Origin of the sequence: Paenibacillus chungangensis (assembly GCF_042675905.1) — a bacterium.
In the GTDB taxonomy this organism is placed as follows: Bacteria; Bacillota; Bacilli; order Paenibacillales; family Paenibacillaceae; genus Pristimantibacillus; species Pristimantibacillus chungangensis.
On the sequence record NZ_JBHTJZ010000004.1, the window covers coordinates 408,559 to 427,249 of the forward strand.

14 protein-coding genes and 1 pseudogene are annotated in these 18,691 nt (G+C 41.5%); 13 read left to right on the plus strand and 2 right to left on the minus strand.

What is annotated here, in order from left to right; all coding sequences use genetic code 11:
* The first annotated feature begins 20 nt into the window (after nucleotides 1-20).
* From ACFQ2I_RS02480 to ACFQ2I_RS02535, 12 genes are all read left to right on the plus strand, one after another.
* Entirely contained in the window at nucleotides 21-1,835 is a 1,815-nt protein-coding gene (locus ACFQ2I_RS02480; protein WP_377561906.1) for a sensor histidine kinase, read from the plus strand.
* Entirely contained in the window at nucleotides 1,816-3,411 is a 1,596-nt protein-coding gene (locus ACFQ2I_RS02485) for a response regulator transcription factor (protein ID WP_377561908.1), read from the plus strand. The genes ACFQ2I_RS02480 and ACFQ2I_RS02485 overlap by 20 nt, the downstream gene beginning before the upstream one ends.
* A gap of 88 nt (nucleotides 3,412-3,499) precedes the next feature.
* On the plus strand, nucleotides 3,500-4,768 hold the full coding sequence (locus tag ACFQ2I_RS02490; RefSeq protein WP_377561910.1) for an ABC transporter substrate-binding protein: 1,269 nt from the start codon (nucleotides 3,500-3,502) through the stop codon (nucleotides 4,766-4,768).
* A gap of 63 nt (nucleotides 4,769-4,831) precedes the next feature.
* Nucleotides 4,832-5,713 (plus strand): carbohydrate ABC transporter permease, encoded by an 882-nt coding sequence (locus ACFQ2I_RS02495; protein ID WP_377561912.1) that lies wholly within the window; start codon nucleotides 4,832-4,834, stop codon nucleotides 5,711-5,713.
* 10 nt (nucleotides 5,714-5,723) lie between these two features.
* Nucleotides 5,724-6,557, plus strand: a complete 834-nt coding sequence (locus ACFQ2I_RS02500) for a carbohydrate ABC transporter permease (RefSeq protein WP_377561960.1) — start codon at nucleotides 5,724-5,726, stop codon at nucleotides 6,555-6,557.
* A gap of 22 nt (nucleotides 6,558-6,579) precedes the next feature.
* The gene (locus tag ACFQ2I_RS02505) at nucleotides 6,580-8,175 is read left to right on the plus strand and encodes a hypothetical protein (protein ID WP_377561914.1); all 1,596 of its coding nucleotides are present in this window, start codon (nucleotides 6,580-6,582) and stop codon (nucleotides 8,173-8,175) included.
* 178 nt (nucleotides 8,176-8,353) lie between these two features.
* Complete coding sequence (locus ACFQ2I_RS02510) at nucleotides 8,354-10,132, plus strand: sensor histidine kinase (protein WP_377561915.1); 1,779 nt, start codon at nucleotides 8,354-8,356, stop codon at nucleotides 10,130-10,132.
* Nucleotides 10,104-11,672 (plus strand): response regulator, encoded by a 1,569-nt coding sequence (locus ACFQ2I_RS02515; protein WP_377561917.1) that lies wholly within the window; start codon nucleotides 10,104-10,106, stop codon nucleotides 11,670-11,672. Before ACFQ2I_RS02510 ends, ACFQ2I_RS02515 begins: the two co-directional genes overlap by 29 nt.
* Before the next feature lie 114 nt (nucleotides 11,673-11,786).
* Nucleotides 11,787-13,115: an ABC transporter substrate-binding protein gene (locus ACFQ2I_RS02520; RefSeq protein WP_377561919.1), complete on the plus strand. Its 1,329-nt coding sequence runs from the start codon at nucleotides 11,787-11,789 to the stop codon at nucleotides 13,113-13,115.
* Nucleotides 13,116-13,184: 69 nt separating this feature from the next.
* Nucleotides 13,185-14,066, plus strand: a complete 882-nt coding sequence (locus ACFQ2I_RS02525) for a carbohydrate ABC transporter permease (protein ID WP_377561921.1) — start codon at nucleotides 13,185-13,187, stop codon at nucleotides 14,064-14,066.
* 12 nt (nucleotides 14,067-14,078) lie between these two features.
* The gene (locus ACFQ2I_RS02530; protein WP_377561923.1) at nucleotides 14,079-14,906 is read left to right on the plus strand and encodes a carbohydrate ABC transporter permease; all 828 of its coding nucleotides are present in this window, start codon (nucleotides 14,079-14,081) and stop codon (nucleotides 14,904-14,906) included.
* Between the two features lie 19 nt (nucleotides 14,907-14,925).
* The gene (locus ACFQ2I_RS02535) at nucleotides 14,926-15,738 is read left to right on the plus strand and encodes an alkaline phosphatase family protein (RefSeq protein WP_377561925.1); all 813 of its coding nucleotides are present in this window, start codon (nucleotides 14,926-14,928) and stop codon (nucleotides 15,736-15,738) included.
* Nucleotides 15,739-15,932: 194 nt separating this feature from the next.
* Here the strand turns inward: ACFQ2I_RS02535 and ACFQ2I_RS02540 are convergent, their stop codons facing one another.
* Both ACFQ2I_RS02540 and argS read right to left on the minus strand, forming a co-directional pair.
* Nucleotides 15,933-16,166, minus strand: coding sequence for a DALR anticodon-binding domain-containing protein (locus ACFQ2I_RS02540; RefSeq protein WP_377561927.1), 234 nt, complete (start codon nucleotides 16,164-16,166; stop codon nucleotides 15,933-15,935).
* Between the two features lie 95 nt (nucleotides 16,167-16,261).
* A pseudogene (gene argS / locus ACFQ2I_RS02545) lies at nucleotides 16,262-16,402 on the minus strand (arginine--tRNA ligase domain-containing protein); the annotation flags it as partial.
* 435 nt (nucleotides 16,403-16,837) lie between these two features.
* On the opposite strand from argS, the gene rlmD reads away from it, so the two are divergent.
* A complete protein-coding gene (gene rlmD, locus ACFQ2I_RS02550) occupies nucleotides 16,838-18,466 on the plus strand; it encodes a 23S rRNA (uracil(1939)-C(5))-methyltransferase RlmD (protein WP_377561929.1) in 1,629 nt (542 codons plus the stop codon).
* Nucleotides 18,467-18,691: the final 225 nt, after the last annotated feature.

Consider the following 18,691-nt stretch of genomic DNA (forward strand, 5'->3'; position numbering starts at 1 on the left):
TATTTGAAGGGAGTTGCATTATGGGAATCCGCAGTAAGTTGCTCATTATATTCATCCTGTTAAGTGCTTTGCCTGTACTTACTGTTGGCATTTTTTACTCTTATGAGACGCGACAGACTGTAAAACAACAAGTTGGAGACTTCGCCCAGCGTTTGGTCAGTCAACAAGCCATTATATTAAGCGGAAGGATTTCCGAATTGGAGAAGGCTATTAATATCGTTATGCACAATAGCGAGATGCTGGATCTACTCTCACAAACAACAAATGCCAGTTTAATAGAAGAAATTAATCGTGGTTTGAGAATAAAAGAATCGATGGAACTTATTGTATACCAGCATTTATCAGTGAAGTCGGCTATTTGGTTTGATTTTAATAATGAAGTAAAAGTTTATGGCGAGAAAATTGCCGGCTCATATAGTGATAAGTTACCCCAATACAGCAGATATTTTCTTGATAATCAAGAGGCATTAAAAAGTAGTGAATTGTTCAATGAAATCGTGCAAGGAAATGGTCGCCCATTTTGGGTAACGGGCCTGCAAGAGGATTATAATCGTATTTTTCTAATGAAATATTTGTTCAACTGGAAGCAATCCAAGCCTCTAGGCATTATCATTTTTGCTATTGATCCGGACAAGCTTTTCGAGTTTGATATAGAGACTGATTTCCAATCGATTTACGAAACGATGACACTAGATCGAGATGGAAAGGTGTTTAATCATTCCGAACAAACGAAGTTGGGAGAAAGGGTGAATACGGATTATTGGGTTGAGATTCAGAATGGAGGAAGCTCAGCATTTACTTCCGGTTCAGATTTAGTTTCTTACAGTGAGGTAAACAATGGCTGGTACTTGGTTAGTTCAGTGCCGGTATCTTCTTTGATGCAGGATTTGACACGTGTTCATCGGGCTACTATGATCATCGCTCTCCTTTGTATCGTTTTATCCATTACCATTGCTTTCTTGTTTTCCAAGCATTTTTCCCAGCGTATCTATCAATTGATTCGCAAAATGCTTCGTATTGAAACGGGGGATTGGCGAATACAGGAACGAGTGAAAGGGAACGATGAGATTAGTGTATTAGATCGTCATTTTGACAGGATGGTGCAGCGACTACATGAATTAATTCGCAAAAATTATATCCAGGAACTAAAGCAACGTGAAGCGGAGTTGAACGCTCTGCAATTTCAAATTAACCCGCATTTTTTATATAATACACTGGAATCTATTAATTCTATCGCACTTGTTAATGGACGAGATGATATCAGAGAAATTAGCCAACGCTTAGGGAACATGTTCCGTTACAGTATTCATAAAAAGCAAAATCAACTTGTTCGTTTGAAAGATGAATTGCAGCATATTGAGAACTACATTTATTTACAGAAGGTTCGTTTTGGCGATTCTTTTGAAGTGCATTATGACATTAACAAATGTGTAACCAATCAGAAAATCGTTAAGTTCATTTTGCAACCTATCGTAGAGAATGCAATTGTTCATGGTTTTGAACATTTAAGGGAAAAAGGAAGGCTGTATGTGCGCGCATATCAAGAATCCGGGCTGTTAATTTTGGAAGTACAGGATAACGGATCGGGTATTCAAGAAGAAAAGCTAAGGGAAATGACTGATCAGTTGGAGCACGGACTAGAAGTTGACAGTATAGATCGAGATGAAAAAAGCGGCATTGGACTCAGCAATGTTCATCAGCGGATCATATTGACATGCGGAGCATCTTACGGTTTGAAAATAAGCAGTTCTCTGCATAAGGGCACATGTGTGATGATTCGTTTACCTTTTTATAATCGCGGAGGGGGCGAAAAAGATGAAGATTCTGGTCGTTGATGATGAAAAGCTAATCAGAGATGGTATTGCTTTTATGCTGAAGCACAAATTCTACCATTACGAAAATGTATATGAATTTCGAAATGGAGAGGAGGCCTTGTCCTGGTTAGAAGAAGAGAAAGCGGATTTAATTATTACTGATGTGCGAATGCCTTATGTGGACGGTATTGAATTGATCAGAAGAGTGAAGAAAATGCAACCTTCCGTTCACTTTATCATTATAAGCGGTTATGCTGAGTTTCATTATGCCGAACAGGCATTGAATATGGGGGTAAGTGGATATTTATTAAAACCGATTCAAGATCAGGCATTCAAGGAAACGATGGATAAGGTGCTAACTGAAATTGAAGAGATTCGTAACAAGGATCAACTTCAAACAGAATACGAACGTTTAAGTAAAAAAATGGATGATTCAAGCCTGGAGCAGAAACTGCATCTGTTTTTCAAGACAGGACAAGAAGGAGCAGTAGATGAAATTGCCTCTTTCTTACCTCCTGACCATTCCTATGTATTAGCAATTGTCCATATCGATGGAGCCAGTTTCTATCAATCGACTTTTCAATATAGTGATTTGGATTTAATCAAGTTCAGTTTAAATAATTTATTACAAGAGTATTCGGACAAAACTCCCTTGAAAGCCGTATTGTGTAACCATTTCACTGATCGGAATCAACAATTCGTTTTGCTTTCAAATGAAGACGAGCAGCAATTGCGAAAACAATATGCTGCTATTTTAATGCAGTGGCACGTTAATCTAAGTGAATACTTGAATTTAAGTGTCACAATAGGTGTGAGTCGCGTACATATGGGCTTACATACAAATTTGTACCGCGAAGCGCATGATGCTTATCATCAAAGGTTTATCCAGGGGTCAAATCGAGTTCTTCACTATGTATTGCAACAGAAAAATTGGAAGCTTCCACGCGCTCAATTACAACTTCTTCAAAAATACATGGAACGTCAAGACTTACATGCAGTCGGCTTGATTTTAGATGAATTATTCGCCAATGAAACTTACACGCATAGTAGTGTTAACTATATTTATGCTCTATGGCTGGAGATTTGGAATTTAATTATACTTCTTGCCCACAGGTTGAATGTGGAACAAGATACAGAATGGGAGACGGTGTTTATCAATGAATCGACTCTTAATCGTTTTACTACTTTGCAAGATATGAAAAAATATATATACTCGTTTATTTCTAATTTATTTTGTGATGACTACAATCAGAAACCAGATGCTATTCATACGGTTTTGCGCGTTAAACAATATATTGACAATCATTATGAGCAAGAATTGAGTTTGAATGAGCTTGCCATGCAATTTGCAATGGTGCCAAGTTATTTTTCCACTATGTTTAAAAAAGTATGCGGTCAATCTTTCAAAAAGTATGTGACTGATTTGAGAATAGCAGCAGCTAAACAACTTCTATTGGAATCGGATAGTATTGTTGATGATATAGCTCAAGCCGTAGGTTATGCTGATGTACAATATTTTTATCGAGTCTTCAAACAACAGACAGGTATGACACCATTGCAATATCGCCATTCTAAAAAAAATCCAAAACATCTTTAATATATGTCCATTATCCTGCTTTCAACTATAGGCTACACTGAATACACGTCCATGAGAATGAGTTGAAAATAACAGGAGGAATGACGATATGCGGAAATCTGTACCTTTATTGGTTAGTTTAGCACTACTTCTAAATGTTCTTGCAGGATGTGGAAAAAATGAAGTTGAAACAAGTGCAAATGATAACACTAAAAAACGAAAGGGCAATGTAACAATTACCTATGCGTTGTGGAGTCCCGATCAGGAACCGGGCATACGTCAAGTGTTGGATCAGTTTGAAGCAGATAATCCTGGCATTAAGGTGAAAATGGAAAATACGCCTTGGGATGAGTATTGGACTAAGCTTGAGGCCGCAGCTACCGGAGGGGTAGCGCCAGATGTATTTTGGATGCATGCTAATCAATTTGTGAAGTATGCCAGTAATGGGATATTGTTGGATGTTGGAAATTTAATGAATACGGATGATTATCCTTCCAGTTTGTCAGAACTCTATCAATATGACGGTGTTCAATATGCAGTACCTAAAGATTTTGATACCGTTGCTTTATTTTACAATACGAAACTTTTTGATGATAAAGGTATTCCTTATCCAGATGACACATGGGACTATGACAAGTTGTTAATGGTTGCAAAACAGATGACGGATCAGGAGAAAGGTATATATGGTTTTGGCGCTCCGAATACTAACCATCAAGGTTATTATAATCTGATTTATCAAAACGGCGGGTACGTGATTGCTGATGATAAGACTCATTCTGGGTATAATCAACCAGAGGCGATTGCCGCGGTCCAATTTTATAAGGATTTAATCGATAAACACCAAGTTTCACCTACAGTAGAACAATTTTCAGATACCGATGCAATGGCGTTATTTGCAGCTGATAAACTTGCTATGCTGTTTTTAGGTTCGTGGAAAATGAGTGCATTAATAAAAAATGAAGATATTAAAGACCATTTTAATATGACTGTACTGCCGGAATGGCAGGAACGAGCGACGATATACAACGGGCTTGGCCATTCTATCTCATCAACTACCGAGCATCCTGAAGAAGCGAAAAAGCTGATCGAGTTTTTAGCTTCTAAAGAAGCTCAAGATATGCTTTCTAAAACCGGTATCGCCATCTCGGCATTTCATGATACACAACAAGGGTGGATCGATTATTATTCGGATTATAACACGAAAGCTATAGTGGATATGATTGCTTATGGAGTTCCGTTACCTTCTTCTAAAACAAAGTTGAAATGGGAGCAAATTGAACGAGATGTCATGCGTAAAATTTACTCAGGTGAAGTAACTGTTGAAGACGGCATGAAGCTGATTGCAGATCAGGTGGACAATCATTTGGCAACAGAATAACCATCGCCGAGGGCAAGGCTTGAAATGCCTTGTCCTCTTTTCACTTCACAGAAGGAGGGTACAATGCAGCGACGATTTTCATATACGGCTTGGGCTTATCTACTGATAGCTCCTACAATGATCGGTTTGGTCATTTTGAATATCATCCCTTTTTTTCACAGTATGTTTCTAAGTTTCACACAATCACAAGGATTTGGTAATTACAGTTGGACGGGGTTTTCGAACTTTATCCGAATGATGCAAGATATCAAAGTATGGAAGGCAACATTTAATACATTTGCCTTTACAATTATTACAGTCCCCGTCGGGGTGTTTATCTCACTGGTATTAGCTGTGCTGCTTAATTCAAATCTAAAAGGACGTTTGCTGTTTCGTATTATTTATTTTATGCCATTGGTTGTGGCACCGGCCGCAGTAGCGATGATTTGGCGCTGGATGTTTAATTCAGATTACGGTATTATCAATCATTTTATGGGGATGTTCGGCATCTCTAATATTCAATGGTTGACTAATCCATCACTAGCTATTGTATCTATTTCAATCGTAGCAATATGGAGTCTAGTCGGATACAATATGATCTTAATTTTAGCAGGGTTGCAAAATGTGCCGGATTTTTATTACGAAGCGGCTTCGCTGGACGGAGCTGGCCCAGTCCGACAATTTTTCTCGATTACGATTCCTCTTGTCTCACCGACTTTATTTTTTGTGGTAACGACAGGAGTGATGACGGCGATCAAACAATTTGATTTTATTTATATGATGATTGATGAAATGAATCCGGCAATTGATGAAGTGCAAACGCTTTTATATTTATTTTATCATCATGCGTTTGTTACAAATGAGAAAGGCTACGCTTCGGCTATTGTGTTCTTAACGTTCACTATTATCATGCTGTTGACATGGCTTCAATTCAAGCTGCAAAAAAGGTGGGTGCACTATGAATAATGCCGTGTTCATGCGAAAAGATCGCAATAAGTTGAGAGGGTACATCGTATTAGGGTATTTATTTTTAATTGCAGGAGCAATTACGATGCTGTTGCCGTTCGTCTGGATGATCGTTACATCGTTAAAATCATATGGTGAGGCTACGCGAGTTCCTTTGACGATTCTGCCGGAAAACTGGAAACCGGAAAATTATCAAGTTGCGTTAGATACTTTGCCGTTTGTCAGACTATACTTCAATACCTTTCTTATGATGGCCGCTCGTGTTGTTCTGGCCATTGTGTTCAGTTCAATGGCAGGCTATGCTTTTGCCCGTATGAAATTTCCGCTGCGAACTTTTTTATTTTCACTGGTGTTAATTCAGATGATGGTCCCACCGCATGTATATTTAATTCCTCAATACTTGATGGTGTTGGAGCTTGGCTGGCTGAATTCAATAAAAGCATTAATATTTCCCGGGTTGGTCAGCGCATTCGGCACCTTTTTGTTACATCAGTCATTTTTGGCAATTCCTAAGGAATTGGAAGAAGCAGCAGTGTTGGACGGGTGCAACCCATTCCAAATCTATTGGCGGATTATGCTGCCATTAGTAAAGGCAAACTTGGCGGCACTAGGTATTTTTACTGCTCTGTTCGCCTGGAAAGACTTGCTCTGGCCATTGATTGTCAATATGTCGATGGATAAAATGACTTTAGCTTCAGGTTTGGCTTCATTGCGTGGACAATACTTAACCGATTATCCAGTTTTAATGGCTGGTTCTGTAATCGCTATGGTTCCTATGATCATCTTGTTTTTCATGTTCCAGAAGCAGTTTATAAAAGGAATTGCCTTTACAGGTTCAAAATAATGAAAAGGTGGAGAAGTCAAACGTGTTTATAAATAGCATGCCGAATCGTGTACAAATTCAGTCTAATGGTGCATGGCTGGAGTTATCTGGTTCAGAACAGGGACAGGTTTGGGAAACCGGCAATACTAAGGTTTCGCTTCAGCAAAGTGATCAATTGCTATTATTGTTGCATTCACCCAGCGAAGCGGTAGAGAGAGTGAAATTTCGTTGGCAGATAGCTGTTTCTGATAAATTGAGAATCGTAAATGATCATTGGGAAAGAGGTTATGGTGATCTGGAGTGGCGTGGATTAATTGCCGAACGCGTTCTTCCGTGGTATTTTTTGGCTTATGATGGTAAAACGTCATATGGATGCGGGGTTCAAACAGGAGCCAATGCTTTCTGCTTCTGGCAAGTCGACTCGAATGGCATAACATTATGGATTGATGTTCGTAGTGGAGGCAGAGGCGTTCAGTTGGGTACACGCACCTTGCAGATGGCGACGGTTGTTACGCAAGAAGCAGTAACAGAAGAAAGTCAATTATTTTTATTCGCAAGAGCTTTTTGTCAGCGACTATGTCCATCACCCAAGCGCCCCTCATTTCCCGTATACGGAGGGAATAATTGGTATTACGCATACGGCGAGAGCTCGCATAGTGAGATATTAAAGGATGCCGAGTTGATGGCTGAATTGGCGAAAAACGAGTCAAACCGACCATTTATGATTATTGATGATGGTTGGCAATTGTGTCATGATGAACCAGCTTATAATGGCGGGCCTTGGTCAGTATCTAACTCAAAGTTTCCAAATATGGAAAAACTGGCGAGTGAAATGAAGCAAGCAGGTACGCGTCCGGGTATTTGGTTTCGTCCTCTGCTGACTATAGAAAAAACACCTGAAAATTGGATTTTACGACGCGGGGCAAGTGGAGAAAAAATATTGGATCCCAGTGTACCTGAAGTTTTGGAGAAAATCAGGTCAGATATTAAGCGTTTGACAGCTTGGGGTTATCAGTTGTTGAAACATGATTTCTCTACATACGATCTGCTTGGTCGCTACGGCTGGGCAATGGGATGGGAGATTACATCTTCGGATTGGGAGTTTCATGATACGTCGCGGACCACAGCCGAGATCATATTGGATATGTATCGCGCAATCGCTCAAGCAGCAGGAGATGCTACTGTACTAGGTTGCAATACAATAGGACATTTGTCCGCTGGCATTTTCGAGCTACAGCGTACGGGCGAGGATACGAGCGGGAAGTACTGGGAAAGAACTAGATTAATGGGCGTTAATACGTTGGCTTTTACAATGCCGAAGCATGGTACATTTTTTGATATAGATGCCGATTGTGTAGGATTAACTGATCAGGTCCTTTGGCACTATAATAAGCAGTGGCTTGATCTCCTCTCTCGAAGCGGCACACCGTTGTTAGTGTCCGTTGATCATAAAGCCGCAGGTGCAGAGCAGAGAGAAGCATTGCAGCAAGCGTTCCATCATGCCGCTAGCAAGCAACCTGTTGGAGAACCACTTGATTGGCTCCATACCACTGTACCAAACAAGTGGAAGCTGATGGGGGAAACCGTGCAATATGACTGGTATCGAAATGATGGAGTTATGTATTACAAAAAGAAGTAGCATCTTTGCTACGCAATAGTGATGGAATATAAGCCTTCTGTTCACGCTCGAGTGAATCAGGGGGCTTTTTGTTCTGTTACCTGTAGGGATATAGATTTTGTAAACTTCTTGTGATGCGGATAGAGATAATTTATAATTAAGCCGGAGTGGGAAAACGCTTACCTCAGAGGAGGTTTTTATGAAGAGTGCTATTTCTAAATGGTACAGAAATCGAAAAATTCAGGATAAAATCTTAGTTATTTTTTTACCTCTGGTCATTATTCCATTAGTAACAGTAGGGATTGTAACTAATCACATATTGACCACGGCGTTAATTAACAAGAATTATGAGGTAACTCAGAGCAATGCCATACTAATTACCGATCGAATTGATGAACTAGTGATTCAAACTGCGCATGCGGCGGATATGGTAACGATAAATTTAAATCGTATGTTTTCTGAATTTGATAGGGATAAGGTAGCTGAATATGAACGACGTTACAAAATTATTAATGAACTGAACAACGCCAAGTTGATATTTAGCAATATACATTCACTGCAGTTCGTACATCGTTCGGGAGTAACATACAGTACTATGCCTGATCCCCAGGAGCCAGTCGAGGGGCCGTTTCTACTCTCAATGCTAGAGGAAGTATCGGGAAGCGGAGGCAGGGATGTATGGTTCCTGATGACACAATGGAACGATACCGATGAGAAGATTATGAGTCTTGGGAAAGAAGTTATTCATATTATGACTGGAGAGGTGTTGGGCCAACTAGTTATTCATTTGAGTGAAAGTGATCTCTCTGCTCAGTTTTTAGATTCGCCAGAATACCGTCAATATTTTGTGATCAGTCATGAAGGTCAAATTATCTCAAGTACTGATGATCAGCAACTACTTAGAAAAATTCCCAGTACTCAGTTAACGGATTGGTTAAAAACCGGCAAGCAAATTGACAAAAGTGATAAGTGGGTAAATGAAGAAGTTTTGGTAGTGAAAGCTGAATTTAAGAAAAACGACTGGTCGCTAATAGTGGTTATTTCTTTAGATGATCTTCATATGAATAAACAAAAAATGTCAGCTTCGATCCTTCTCATTATCGCTATATGTATAGTAACAGTATTCTGGGGGGGGTACAAGTTATCGAGGGTAATTGCAAGACCAATTGTTCGACTAACTCGCGTGATGGGAAGAATCCATGAAGAAAGTTATGAGCTAGCTCCGTCTACATATAGTATCGATGAGATTGGACAGCTTACTGCAGGTTATAACAAGATGATTAAAAAACTTGATTTACTTATTGTCAGGATAAAACGAGAACAACGTAGCAAACAAGAGTACGAAATGGCCTTAATTCAATCTCAAATAAAACCTCATTTCTTGTACAATACTTTGGATGTTGTATATGTGTTGAGCGATTTAGGAAAATCGGATTTAGCTAAAGATGCAGCCAAAGCGCTAGCAGACTTTTATCGTTATTCATTAAGTAGTGGCAAGGATATTATTACACTTGAAGAAGAAGTGAATATGGTACAAGCCTACTTGTTCATTCAGCAAATCCGTTACAGGGATGTATTTAAATATCAAATCAACTTGGATCCACAAATAAATAAATACAGCATTATGAAGCTTACTCTTCAACCATTGGTTGAAAATGCCATTTATCATGGGCTTAGAGCAAAAGAAGATGGAGGAGAATTGAAAATAAGCGGGTATTTGGAGAAGGGGACCATATATCTCGAAGTGTTGGATACAGGCGTAGGCATGAGCAAATCCAAAGTGGAGTGGTTAAATCAAATCACTGAGAATAAAGAAAGCGCATTTGGACTTTCGAGTATTAAACATCGATTGAATTTCTATTTTGGTCCCAAGGCGGGACTTTACATTGAATCTGAGGAAGAGGTAGGTACAAAGGCAATTATTAAAATTCCGGGAAAGGATGAATCTGATGCTGCGAGTCATGATTGTAGACGATGAACCGTTGTTCAGAGACTATTTAAACCAGGTTATAAACTGGATAGATTATGGTTTTGACATTGTCAATGTATCTAAAAATGGAAGAGAGGCTTGGTTGTACTTACAAAAATCTAAGGTGGATATTGCATTACTTGACATTAATATGCCTTTCATGGATGGAATTGAATTAACTAAACAAATAAACGACTCCTTAATGCAGACAGAAGTTGTCTTGATCAGTGGGCATCATGAGTTTCAATATGCATTAGAGGCAATCAAGCTTGGTGTGAAGGACTTTATTCTGAAGCCGTTTAATAGAGATGAATTGGTTCAAACGATGACAAAAATAAAAGAAGAATTCGACGATAGAGATAGAAAAGCCAAACAGGAACAATTCCAGCGTAATCAATTAAAGCAGCTATTATTGAATGACTGGATCAATGAAGAAAAACCACTAGATACACAATATATGAGACGCAGATTGGAAGAAATCGATGTCACATTTTCGGCTGATCATATTCAAGTAGTAACAATAGAAGCGGGCCAATTGGACGAAAGGTGGGAATCCATAGACAATTTAGATTTATGTCAATTCGCATTAATCAATGTTTGGAATGACATGATGCAGCAATACGGAACGTCTATTGTGTTCAAAGGACGAGATCATAATATTATAGTTATTCTAGAGTTGCGTAATCAGATAGACATTCAACACGTTATTAAAACTTATTGCAACTATGTTTATAATCAGCTGAATCAAACTGTATATGTTGGTGTGGGAAATATCTATAAAGGTATTGAAAATATACATCAATCTTATAAAGAAGCTGTTATTGCATTACGAAATCAGTATTCGGGTCAATTTGGAAAAGTCATTATGTTTAATGAATTAAAGGAAGAACAGAATAACATTGGTTTTTACTCTGCGGAGTTGAACGAATCCATGCTGGTGCACTTGCGTTCAAGAGATTGGGAGAAAGTGCTGCTATTGCTTACAAGTTTGGGGGAGGAAGTAAAAAAACAGAAAGTATCGATGGAATATGTCCATTTGATATTCATGGGATTAACCTCATTGCTGTTATCGTTTGTGAAAGAGCAAGGATTACCACTGCAAAACTTTTTCTCTGGTAAAAAAACACCAGTTCATGAAATAAATAAAAGGAAATCAATATCCGAGTTATTGGAATGGATGCAACAACTAGTGAAACAGATAAAAGACATTGATGGTTCATTACGTGAAACTCGAACAGCACAAATAGCCAATTCTGTTAGATTGTATATAGATCAATATTATAGCGATGAGCTTCTGTCGATAGAAAAACTGGCAAAAGTTTTCTATGTTCATGAAAGCTATTTGAGAGCCACTTTTAAAAAGCAAATGAGCATTTCGATTTCTAAGTATCTTTTGCAAGTAAGGATGAATCAAGCAAAGTCGCTTCTTGAAAAAAAACAGTACAAAATAAGCGCTATTTCAGAAATGACAGGATTTTCCGATTCCAGCTATTTCAGCAAAGTGTTCAAAAAATATTTTGGCGTAAAACCAAGTGAAATTCAATGCTAGTTCAGATTGATTGAAAATTACCATTTGATATCGGATATTACATTTTCATTAGATTAGAGATTATCTAAGATAGAAATTGAGCTTACAATCATGAAAAGTGGGGAGATGATGAATTTGAAAATCAATCAATGGAAAATCAATCAATGGAAAATGATTGTTGGATTACTAACGTTGTTGGCAGTTGTGGGTTGCAGCAATACCGAAGGGAATAACAAGCAGAATAAAGCAAATAACAGTCCATCAGGTGAGCAAGAAATTGTCAAATTAAAAGTATATACAAATTATTCAGATGATTCCGAAAAACAACCTGTTGACTACGCAATTGCAGAAATGAAAAAGTTAATGCCTGATGTAGAAGTGGAAATTGACATCGCTGCACGCGACGATAATCAAAAAATAAAGACACTTGCTGCAGCAGGAAATCTGCCCGATATCTTTGCCGCTGACTATGATGTCATTAAAACCTTCAAATCATCAAATAACTTGCTGGAATTGGATAAGTATGTTGATGAGTGGGGAATTGAAGACATGTACCTTGATTCGGTCAGACCGCTATTAAGAGATAGCATAGATGGGAAAATATATGCGGTTCATATGGGTGGAAACTGGGCATCATTAATTTACTATAACAAAGAAGTATTCGAACGGTTAGGAATCGATCCTCCTAAAAATTACTCTGAATTACTGGATGTTGTAAAAGTATTAAATCAAGAGGATATTATTCCTTTAGCCTTATTTGCTAAAGAAAAATGGCCTGGGGTGCAGTTGTTTGACATGATCGCTACACGAAAAACACCTACAGGGATTATGGATCTGGACAGCGGGGCAGCTAGCATTTCCGATGAAGCTTATACGCAGGCTGCCGAGAAAATTGTTGAGCTTGTAGAAGCAGGACTTCTTGCAAAGGGCGCATTTAATATGGGTTATGATGAAGCCTTAGCTTTATTTACCGAAGGGGAAGCCGCAATGCTATTGAATGGTGGATGGGCAATGGAGGATCTTGGTCAAAAAATGGGGGACGAGGCAGGGATACTCTACTACCCATTTGCTGAACCGGGAGAGGAAGAGCTTGTGCAATGGAACATGAGTGGTGGCGGAAGCTTGAATGGCTATGCTGTTTCCCCATATTCGAAGAATAAAGACATCGCAGCCAAATATGCTACTATGTTCTCGGTTAAAGTGGCAGAGGGGAAAACGGTTAAACGTAATGCGCCTCCACTATTAAAAGATTCTCCTCAATCAGAGAATGGGTTGCATGCCATTCAGCAAGAATATGTGGATGCCACAGAAAATTTTAAATCGATGACCATCTTTCCTTGGGGGCTTAAAAATGCCAAAGTAAAAACAGCTTTGGAGGATAATGTTCAAAAGCTATTAACTGGCTCATATTCTGTGGAGAACTTTATAAAAGATACTACCCGATCTCTTGAAAATGCTAGATAAACATTGCTCGGTATGCATGGAAAGCCTATTGGGCTTTCCGTGCGGTTGGGCTAAGGAAGGAGAGCATAAGTGGATAGATACCGTAAAAATCCTATTGCAATTCTCATTTTCACGCTTCCCGTCTTATTATTGTACAGCGTTGTGGTAGTTTACCCGGTACTCCAAACGGCATACAAATCATTGTTTGCGTGGGATGGTCTGAATACTCCCAAATTTATATTTTTAAACAACTATATTCGGCTATTTCAAGATTCAGATTTTTATATTTCATTAATTAATGGTTTGATTTTTGCCTTGGTGTTAGTTTTTTATCAGATAGGTTTGGGCGCTATTTTAGCTTTGATATTAATTAATAAGAGAATAAAAGGAGTAAGATTTTTTAGAAATTCATTTTTTATTCCTGTTGTCCTGTCTGTCACTGTTGTTTGTCAATTATGGCTAACTATATATAATGGGCACTACGGATTATTGAATCAGTTGTTTTCCATTATCGGATTAGATTATGAACAGGACTGGCTGGGCAATCCTGACACTGCCATATGGGCTGTAGCCGCGGTTAACGCATGGCAGAATATGGGATACCATCTTATTTTAATCTATGCCGCAATCAAATCAATACCAGATTATTATTTCGAAGCGGCTTCAATTGATGGCGCTTCCACTGTAAAAGCGCATTGGAAAGTTACAATCCCATTGCTGGCGGAAACATTTAAGTTTTGTTTTATTTTAGCGGTAACCGGCGGGTTAAAAGCTTTTGAACATATGTTTATTATGACAGGCGGAGGACCCGGCACATCAACCTTTACACTAACCATCTTTATGTATCGGGCAGCATTTCGTCTGAATGAATATGGATACGCATCTGCCTCAGCAGCCATTTTAGTGATAGAATGCTTGATTTTTACGGTATTAATCAATCGTTTTATGGCTAGAGAACGCATAACGTATTAAGGGGGGGTCTGTATGAGGAAGAGAGTATCTACTACATTGTTGTATATCTTTTTATTTTCATATTCACTATTATCCATCTATCCAATTATTTGGATGATTCTATATTCGTTTAAGAATAATGAGGAAATTTTCGTCACAAATCCATTTGGAATACCGAAAGAGTTTCGTATAGAGAACTACGTTCGAGCATGGACGGAGTATGATATTCTTACTTATTTCATGAATAGTGTAATTGTAACGCTAAGTGTTGTAGGATTGACCTTAATAATATCTTTGATGTTTGCTTATGCAACCGCGCGAATGAAATGGAAACTATCTAATGCAGCTAAAATTTATGTAGTAGCTGGTTTGTTTATTCCTGTACAAATTATTTTGATTCCGTTGTTAATATTGGTAAGAGATGCAGGTTTAAGTAACTCGTGGCTTTCTTTAATTGTACCTTATACGGCATTTCAAATCTCATTTTCTTCTTTTGTTATTAATGGTTTCTTTCGGAGCATTCCTAATGATTTGGAAGAGTCGGCGGCTATTGATGGGGCAGGGATTTATACGATCTTTTTACGTATTATGGTGCCAATCGTATCGCCGGCAGTGGCAACAGTAGCTATTTTTGTTTTTCTTCATTCGTGGAATGAATTCACAATGGCGCTAATTTTAATATCTGAACAGTCTCTTAAGACGCTGCCGCTCGGTTTGTTGAGTTTTCAAGGGCAGTTCAATACCGATTGGGGTGCGATGGGAGCAGCTCTTACTATAGCAAGTGTACCTACCGTCATCATGTATGTTTTATTTAGTGAACGAGTTGAGAGGGCGCTTTCTGTTGGCGGTGCTGTGAAATAATGATTAAGGTGGATGAATAATGAGTGAAATCAAAAGGGTTATTATTATAGGAATTGATGGTGCTGGAAATTTTTTGCAAAAGGTTGATACTCCTCATTTGGATCGTTTTTTTGCACAAGGCGCGGTAACATTCGATGCCTCAGCAGACTATCCCTCGGGTAGTGCCGAGAATTGGGGAGCCGCCTTTCACGGTGTCAGTTGTGAGAAGCATGGGGTTTACTATGAAAATATTAATCAACAACCTTTCTCTGAGAACTCAGCATATCCTTCTTTCTTTAAGGTTATTCAACAACATGAACCTCAGTCTAAACTTGCAGCATTTAGTTCTTGGGAACCAATTAACAGTGGATTAATTGAACAGTCTTCCTATGTTGCAAAAGTATCAAAAAAAGATGAGTTAATGATGCCTGAAGTATTGCATTATATCCATAATGAAGATCCACGCCTACTTTTTATTCATCTAGGGGATGTCGATTATGCGGGTCATGATTATGGTTTTCAAAGTGAACAGTATTATCAAGAAATTCAAAGAGCAGATGGTTACTTTGGACAGTTGATGGAAGCCATAACTGCCAGAGGGTGGTTATCTGATAGTGTAGTGATCGTATTAACAGATCATGGCGGCGGAGGGGTCAATCTTAAAGATCATGGAAGCGATCATCCATTAGACATGACTATATTCTGGAGTTGTGCAGGCCCCGGAATTCGTCCGGGACAGAAACTTGCATCGTCCATACATATTATGGATACAGCTGCTGTTGTTCTTCATGCTTTCGGTATAGCCCAACCGGAAACTTGGGATGCAAGAGTGCCACAGGAACTGTTCCAATAAATTTCTAATTGATAGTTTACCTGTTTTTTTTCACGGATCAGCAGCTTCATGTTCAGATCAGCGAATTGCAAGTGGGCAGGGCGATAAGAACAGAACGGTGGAAATACGGTCTGAACCGCGGCCCGTGGAAGTGCGGCGGACAACGCCAGGTACAGATTTAGAAGGCGCTGTGTGCCGCGGATCGGTTAAACCGCCTAGAGTTGTTCCGGCGTTCGCAGTCCAAGAAGATGAAGCCCTCTCCGCAGCATTTGCGACACCAGACTTACCAGCTCCAGCTTCATGCGTACTTCCGACGGCTGGCCGGACAGCACCTTCACATGATGATAATAGCGGTTAAAGTCTTGTGCGAGATCCAGCAGGTATCTGGCCAGCACGGATGGCTCGTAGCGTTCCGCGGCTTGAAGCAGCCGTTCAGGATAACGGGTCAACGTCGTGATGAGGGCCCTCCTGATGCCGGTACAGGGCAGTCGCAAGGTCGCGAGTCGCATAGATAGAGGTGCCATCGGGCTTCAGAATCAGACAAGGCGGCAATCATCTTGCCGAACTGCGTGCCCCAGTCTCCCAGATGATTCACATTGACCGTATCGTGCCCCACCTCGCGCAAAATGCGGGATACGGCGTTGCCGATCATCGTCGACCGCAGATGCCCGATGCCGAACCTCTTCAGGCAAAGGCACATGCGGCGAGATAAGCTGGGTAATCTGATTCCTATCCATCATCCATTCCTCCTCTGACATACATACAACCCCCGTCTCTGCTAGAGACGGGGGTTGACCCGCGGTGCCACTCTTGTTATTCAGTGCGATGCGCGCATCGGATCTCTCGTACAATAACGGCGCTTCGCCGGACTTCCCTACTTGATGCGAATGCAGGCATCTTCCATCTCCCGGGTCCTCTTCGGCTGATGATCGCTGACCGGCTTCCACCGCCCCGGTTCGCTGCGCAACTGGATGCACCGCCTACTGTCCCGTTCCAAGATATTACGATTTATTATAGCGGTTCGGCTGGAGAAATCAAGCGCTTATTCTCATGCGTTGGGAAAACGTCGATGCTGTGGTATAGTGGAAGGAACATTGGCGGAAACGGAGAGACGTAACGAATGACAGGCGAGAACAAGCAGGGCAAGCGTGGAGGCAACGAGAGAAGGGCGAACAAGCCGGCGGGAAGCGGAGGCAGTGAGAGAAGGGCGAGTAAGCAGACAGGAAGCGGAGTTAGTGAGAGGAAGACAAGTCGGCCCACGGAAGCGGGAGGCAAGCGGCCGCATCGCGGCAATGGGCACGCAGGACGGGAACAATGGAGGGCCGGGAATAAGTCTGCTGGTGAAGGGAACGGCGGGACTGCCGCTACTGTTGCAGCTTCGGCGGAGCAGGTGAAAGCGGGCGACCGCATCGTCGTGACCATTAAGCGGATCGGCATTAACGGGGAAGGCGTCGGCTACTATAAGCGGAAGGCGGTGTTCGTAGAAGGAGCCCTGCCCGGCGAGGTGGTTAAAGCGAAGGTGTCGAGAGTGGAGCGGGGGTATCTGACCGCAGATGTCGTGAAGATCGAGAAGCGCTCCAAGCAGCGGCAAGAACCTATGTGCGAAGTGTATGACGCGTGCGGCGGCTGCCAACTGCAGCATATGACTTACGAAGCGCAGCTGGAGGCGAAGGAAGAGATCGTGCGCGAGGCGTTCCGGCGCTATACCGGTATGGAGGAACTGCCGCTGCGAGCGATTATTGGAATGGACAATCCGTGGGGCTACCGGAACAAAGCGCAGCTGCAGACGGGACAGCATAAGGGAGAGATTATAACGGGACTGTATGCTGCTGGCTCGCATCAGCTGGTGGATATTAGCGGCTGCGCGGTTCAGCACTCTGCCGTGAATCGTACGATGGATGTCGTGAAGCGGATACTGGCGGAGCTGGATATTCCCATCTACGATGAGCGGAAGAGAGAAGGGGCGGTGCGGACGATTGTGGCCCGGATCGGTGCCGAGACGGACAAGGTGCAGTTGACATTAATCACGGCGACAGATCGGCTGCCGGATGCCAGAAGGCTCGTGCAGCGAGTGCGGGATGAGCTTCCCGATGTGGTGACGATTGCTCATAATGTCAACAAGGGCAAGTCGCCGCTTATCTTCGGCGAGCGGACGTCTATATTGTGGGGGGAGGAGCGCCTGGAGGAGACGCTTGGCGACGTTCAGTTCGCATTGTCGCCGCGTGCCTTCTTCCAGCTTAATCCTGAACAGACGGTGAAGCTGTACGATGCGGTGCGGGAGGCGGCAGAACTGACGGGCTCTGAGCTGGTAGTTGATGCCTACTGCGGTACGGGCACGATCGGCCTATGGCTGGCGCCGTATGCGCGAGAGGTGCGTGGCATCGAGCTACTTCCCGAAGCGGTTAGCGATGCCAGGGACAATGCCCGTACGAGCGGCATCGAGAATACTCGCTTCTACGAGGGACGTGCCGAGAAGCTGCTGCCGGAGTGGGTAGCGCAAGGCGTGCAACCCAACGTCGTTGTTGTCGACCCTCCGCGCACCGGTTGCGAGCTGCCGCTGCTTCAGGCGATTGCGGAGTCGAAGCCGCGTCGGCTGGTCTACGTCTCGTGCAATCCCTCCACCTTGGCGAAGGACTGCAAGGTGCTGCTGGAGAACGGCTATCGCCTGGAATGGGTTCAGCCGGTGGATATGTTTCCACAGACGAGTCATGTGGAGTGCGTGGTGGGGATATGTCGAGTCGATACCTAGAAGTCTATAGTTTTCAGCATTCTGCGAAGTATTTCTCCTTTGCGAAGGATGAGAGCGACTATAAGAACAAGGAATTCCGAGATACGATTAAAGTTTCGGTTGTTTTGGATTTGAAATGGGTGAATATTTCACGCTGAAAGCATCATCAACTTGCCCATTTGGACATCACCGATTCGCGGTTAGAGCATCAGCAATATTTTGTTAGAGCATCACTACGTTATGAAG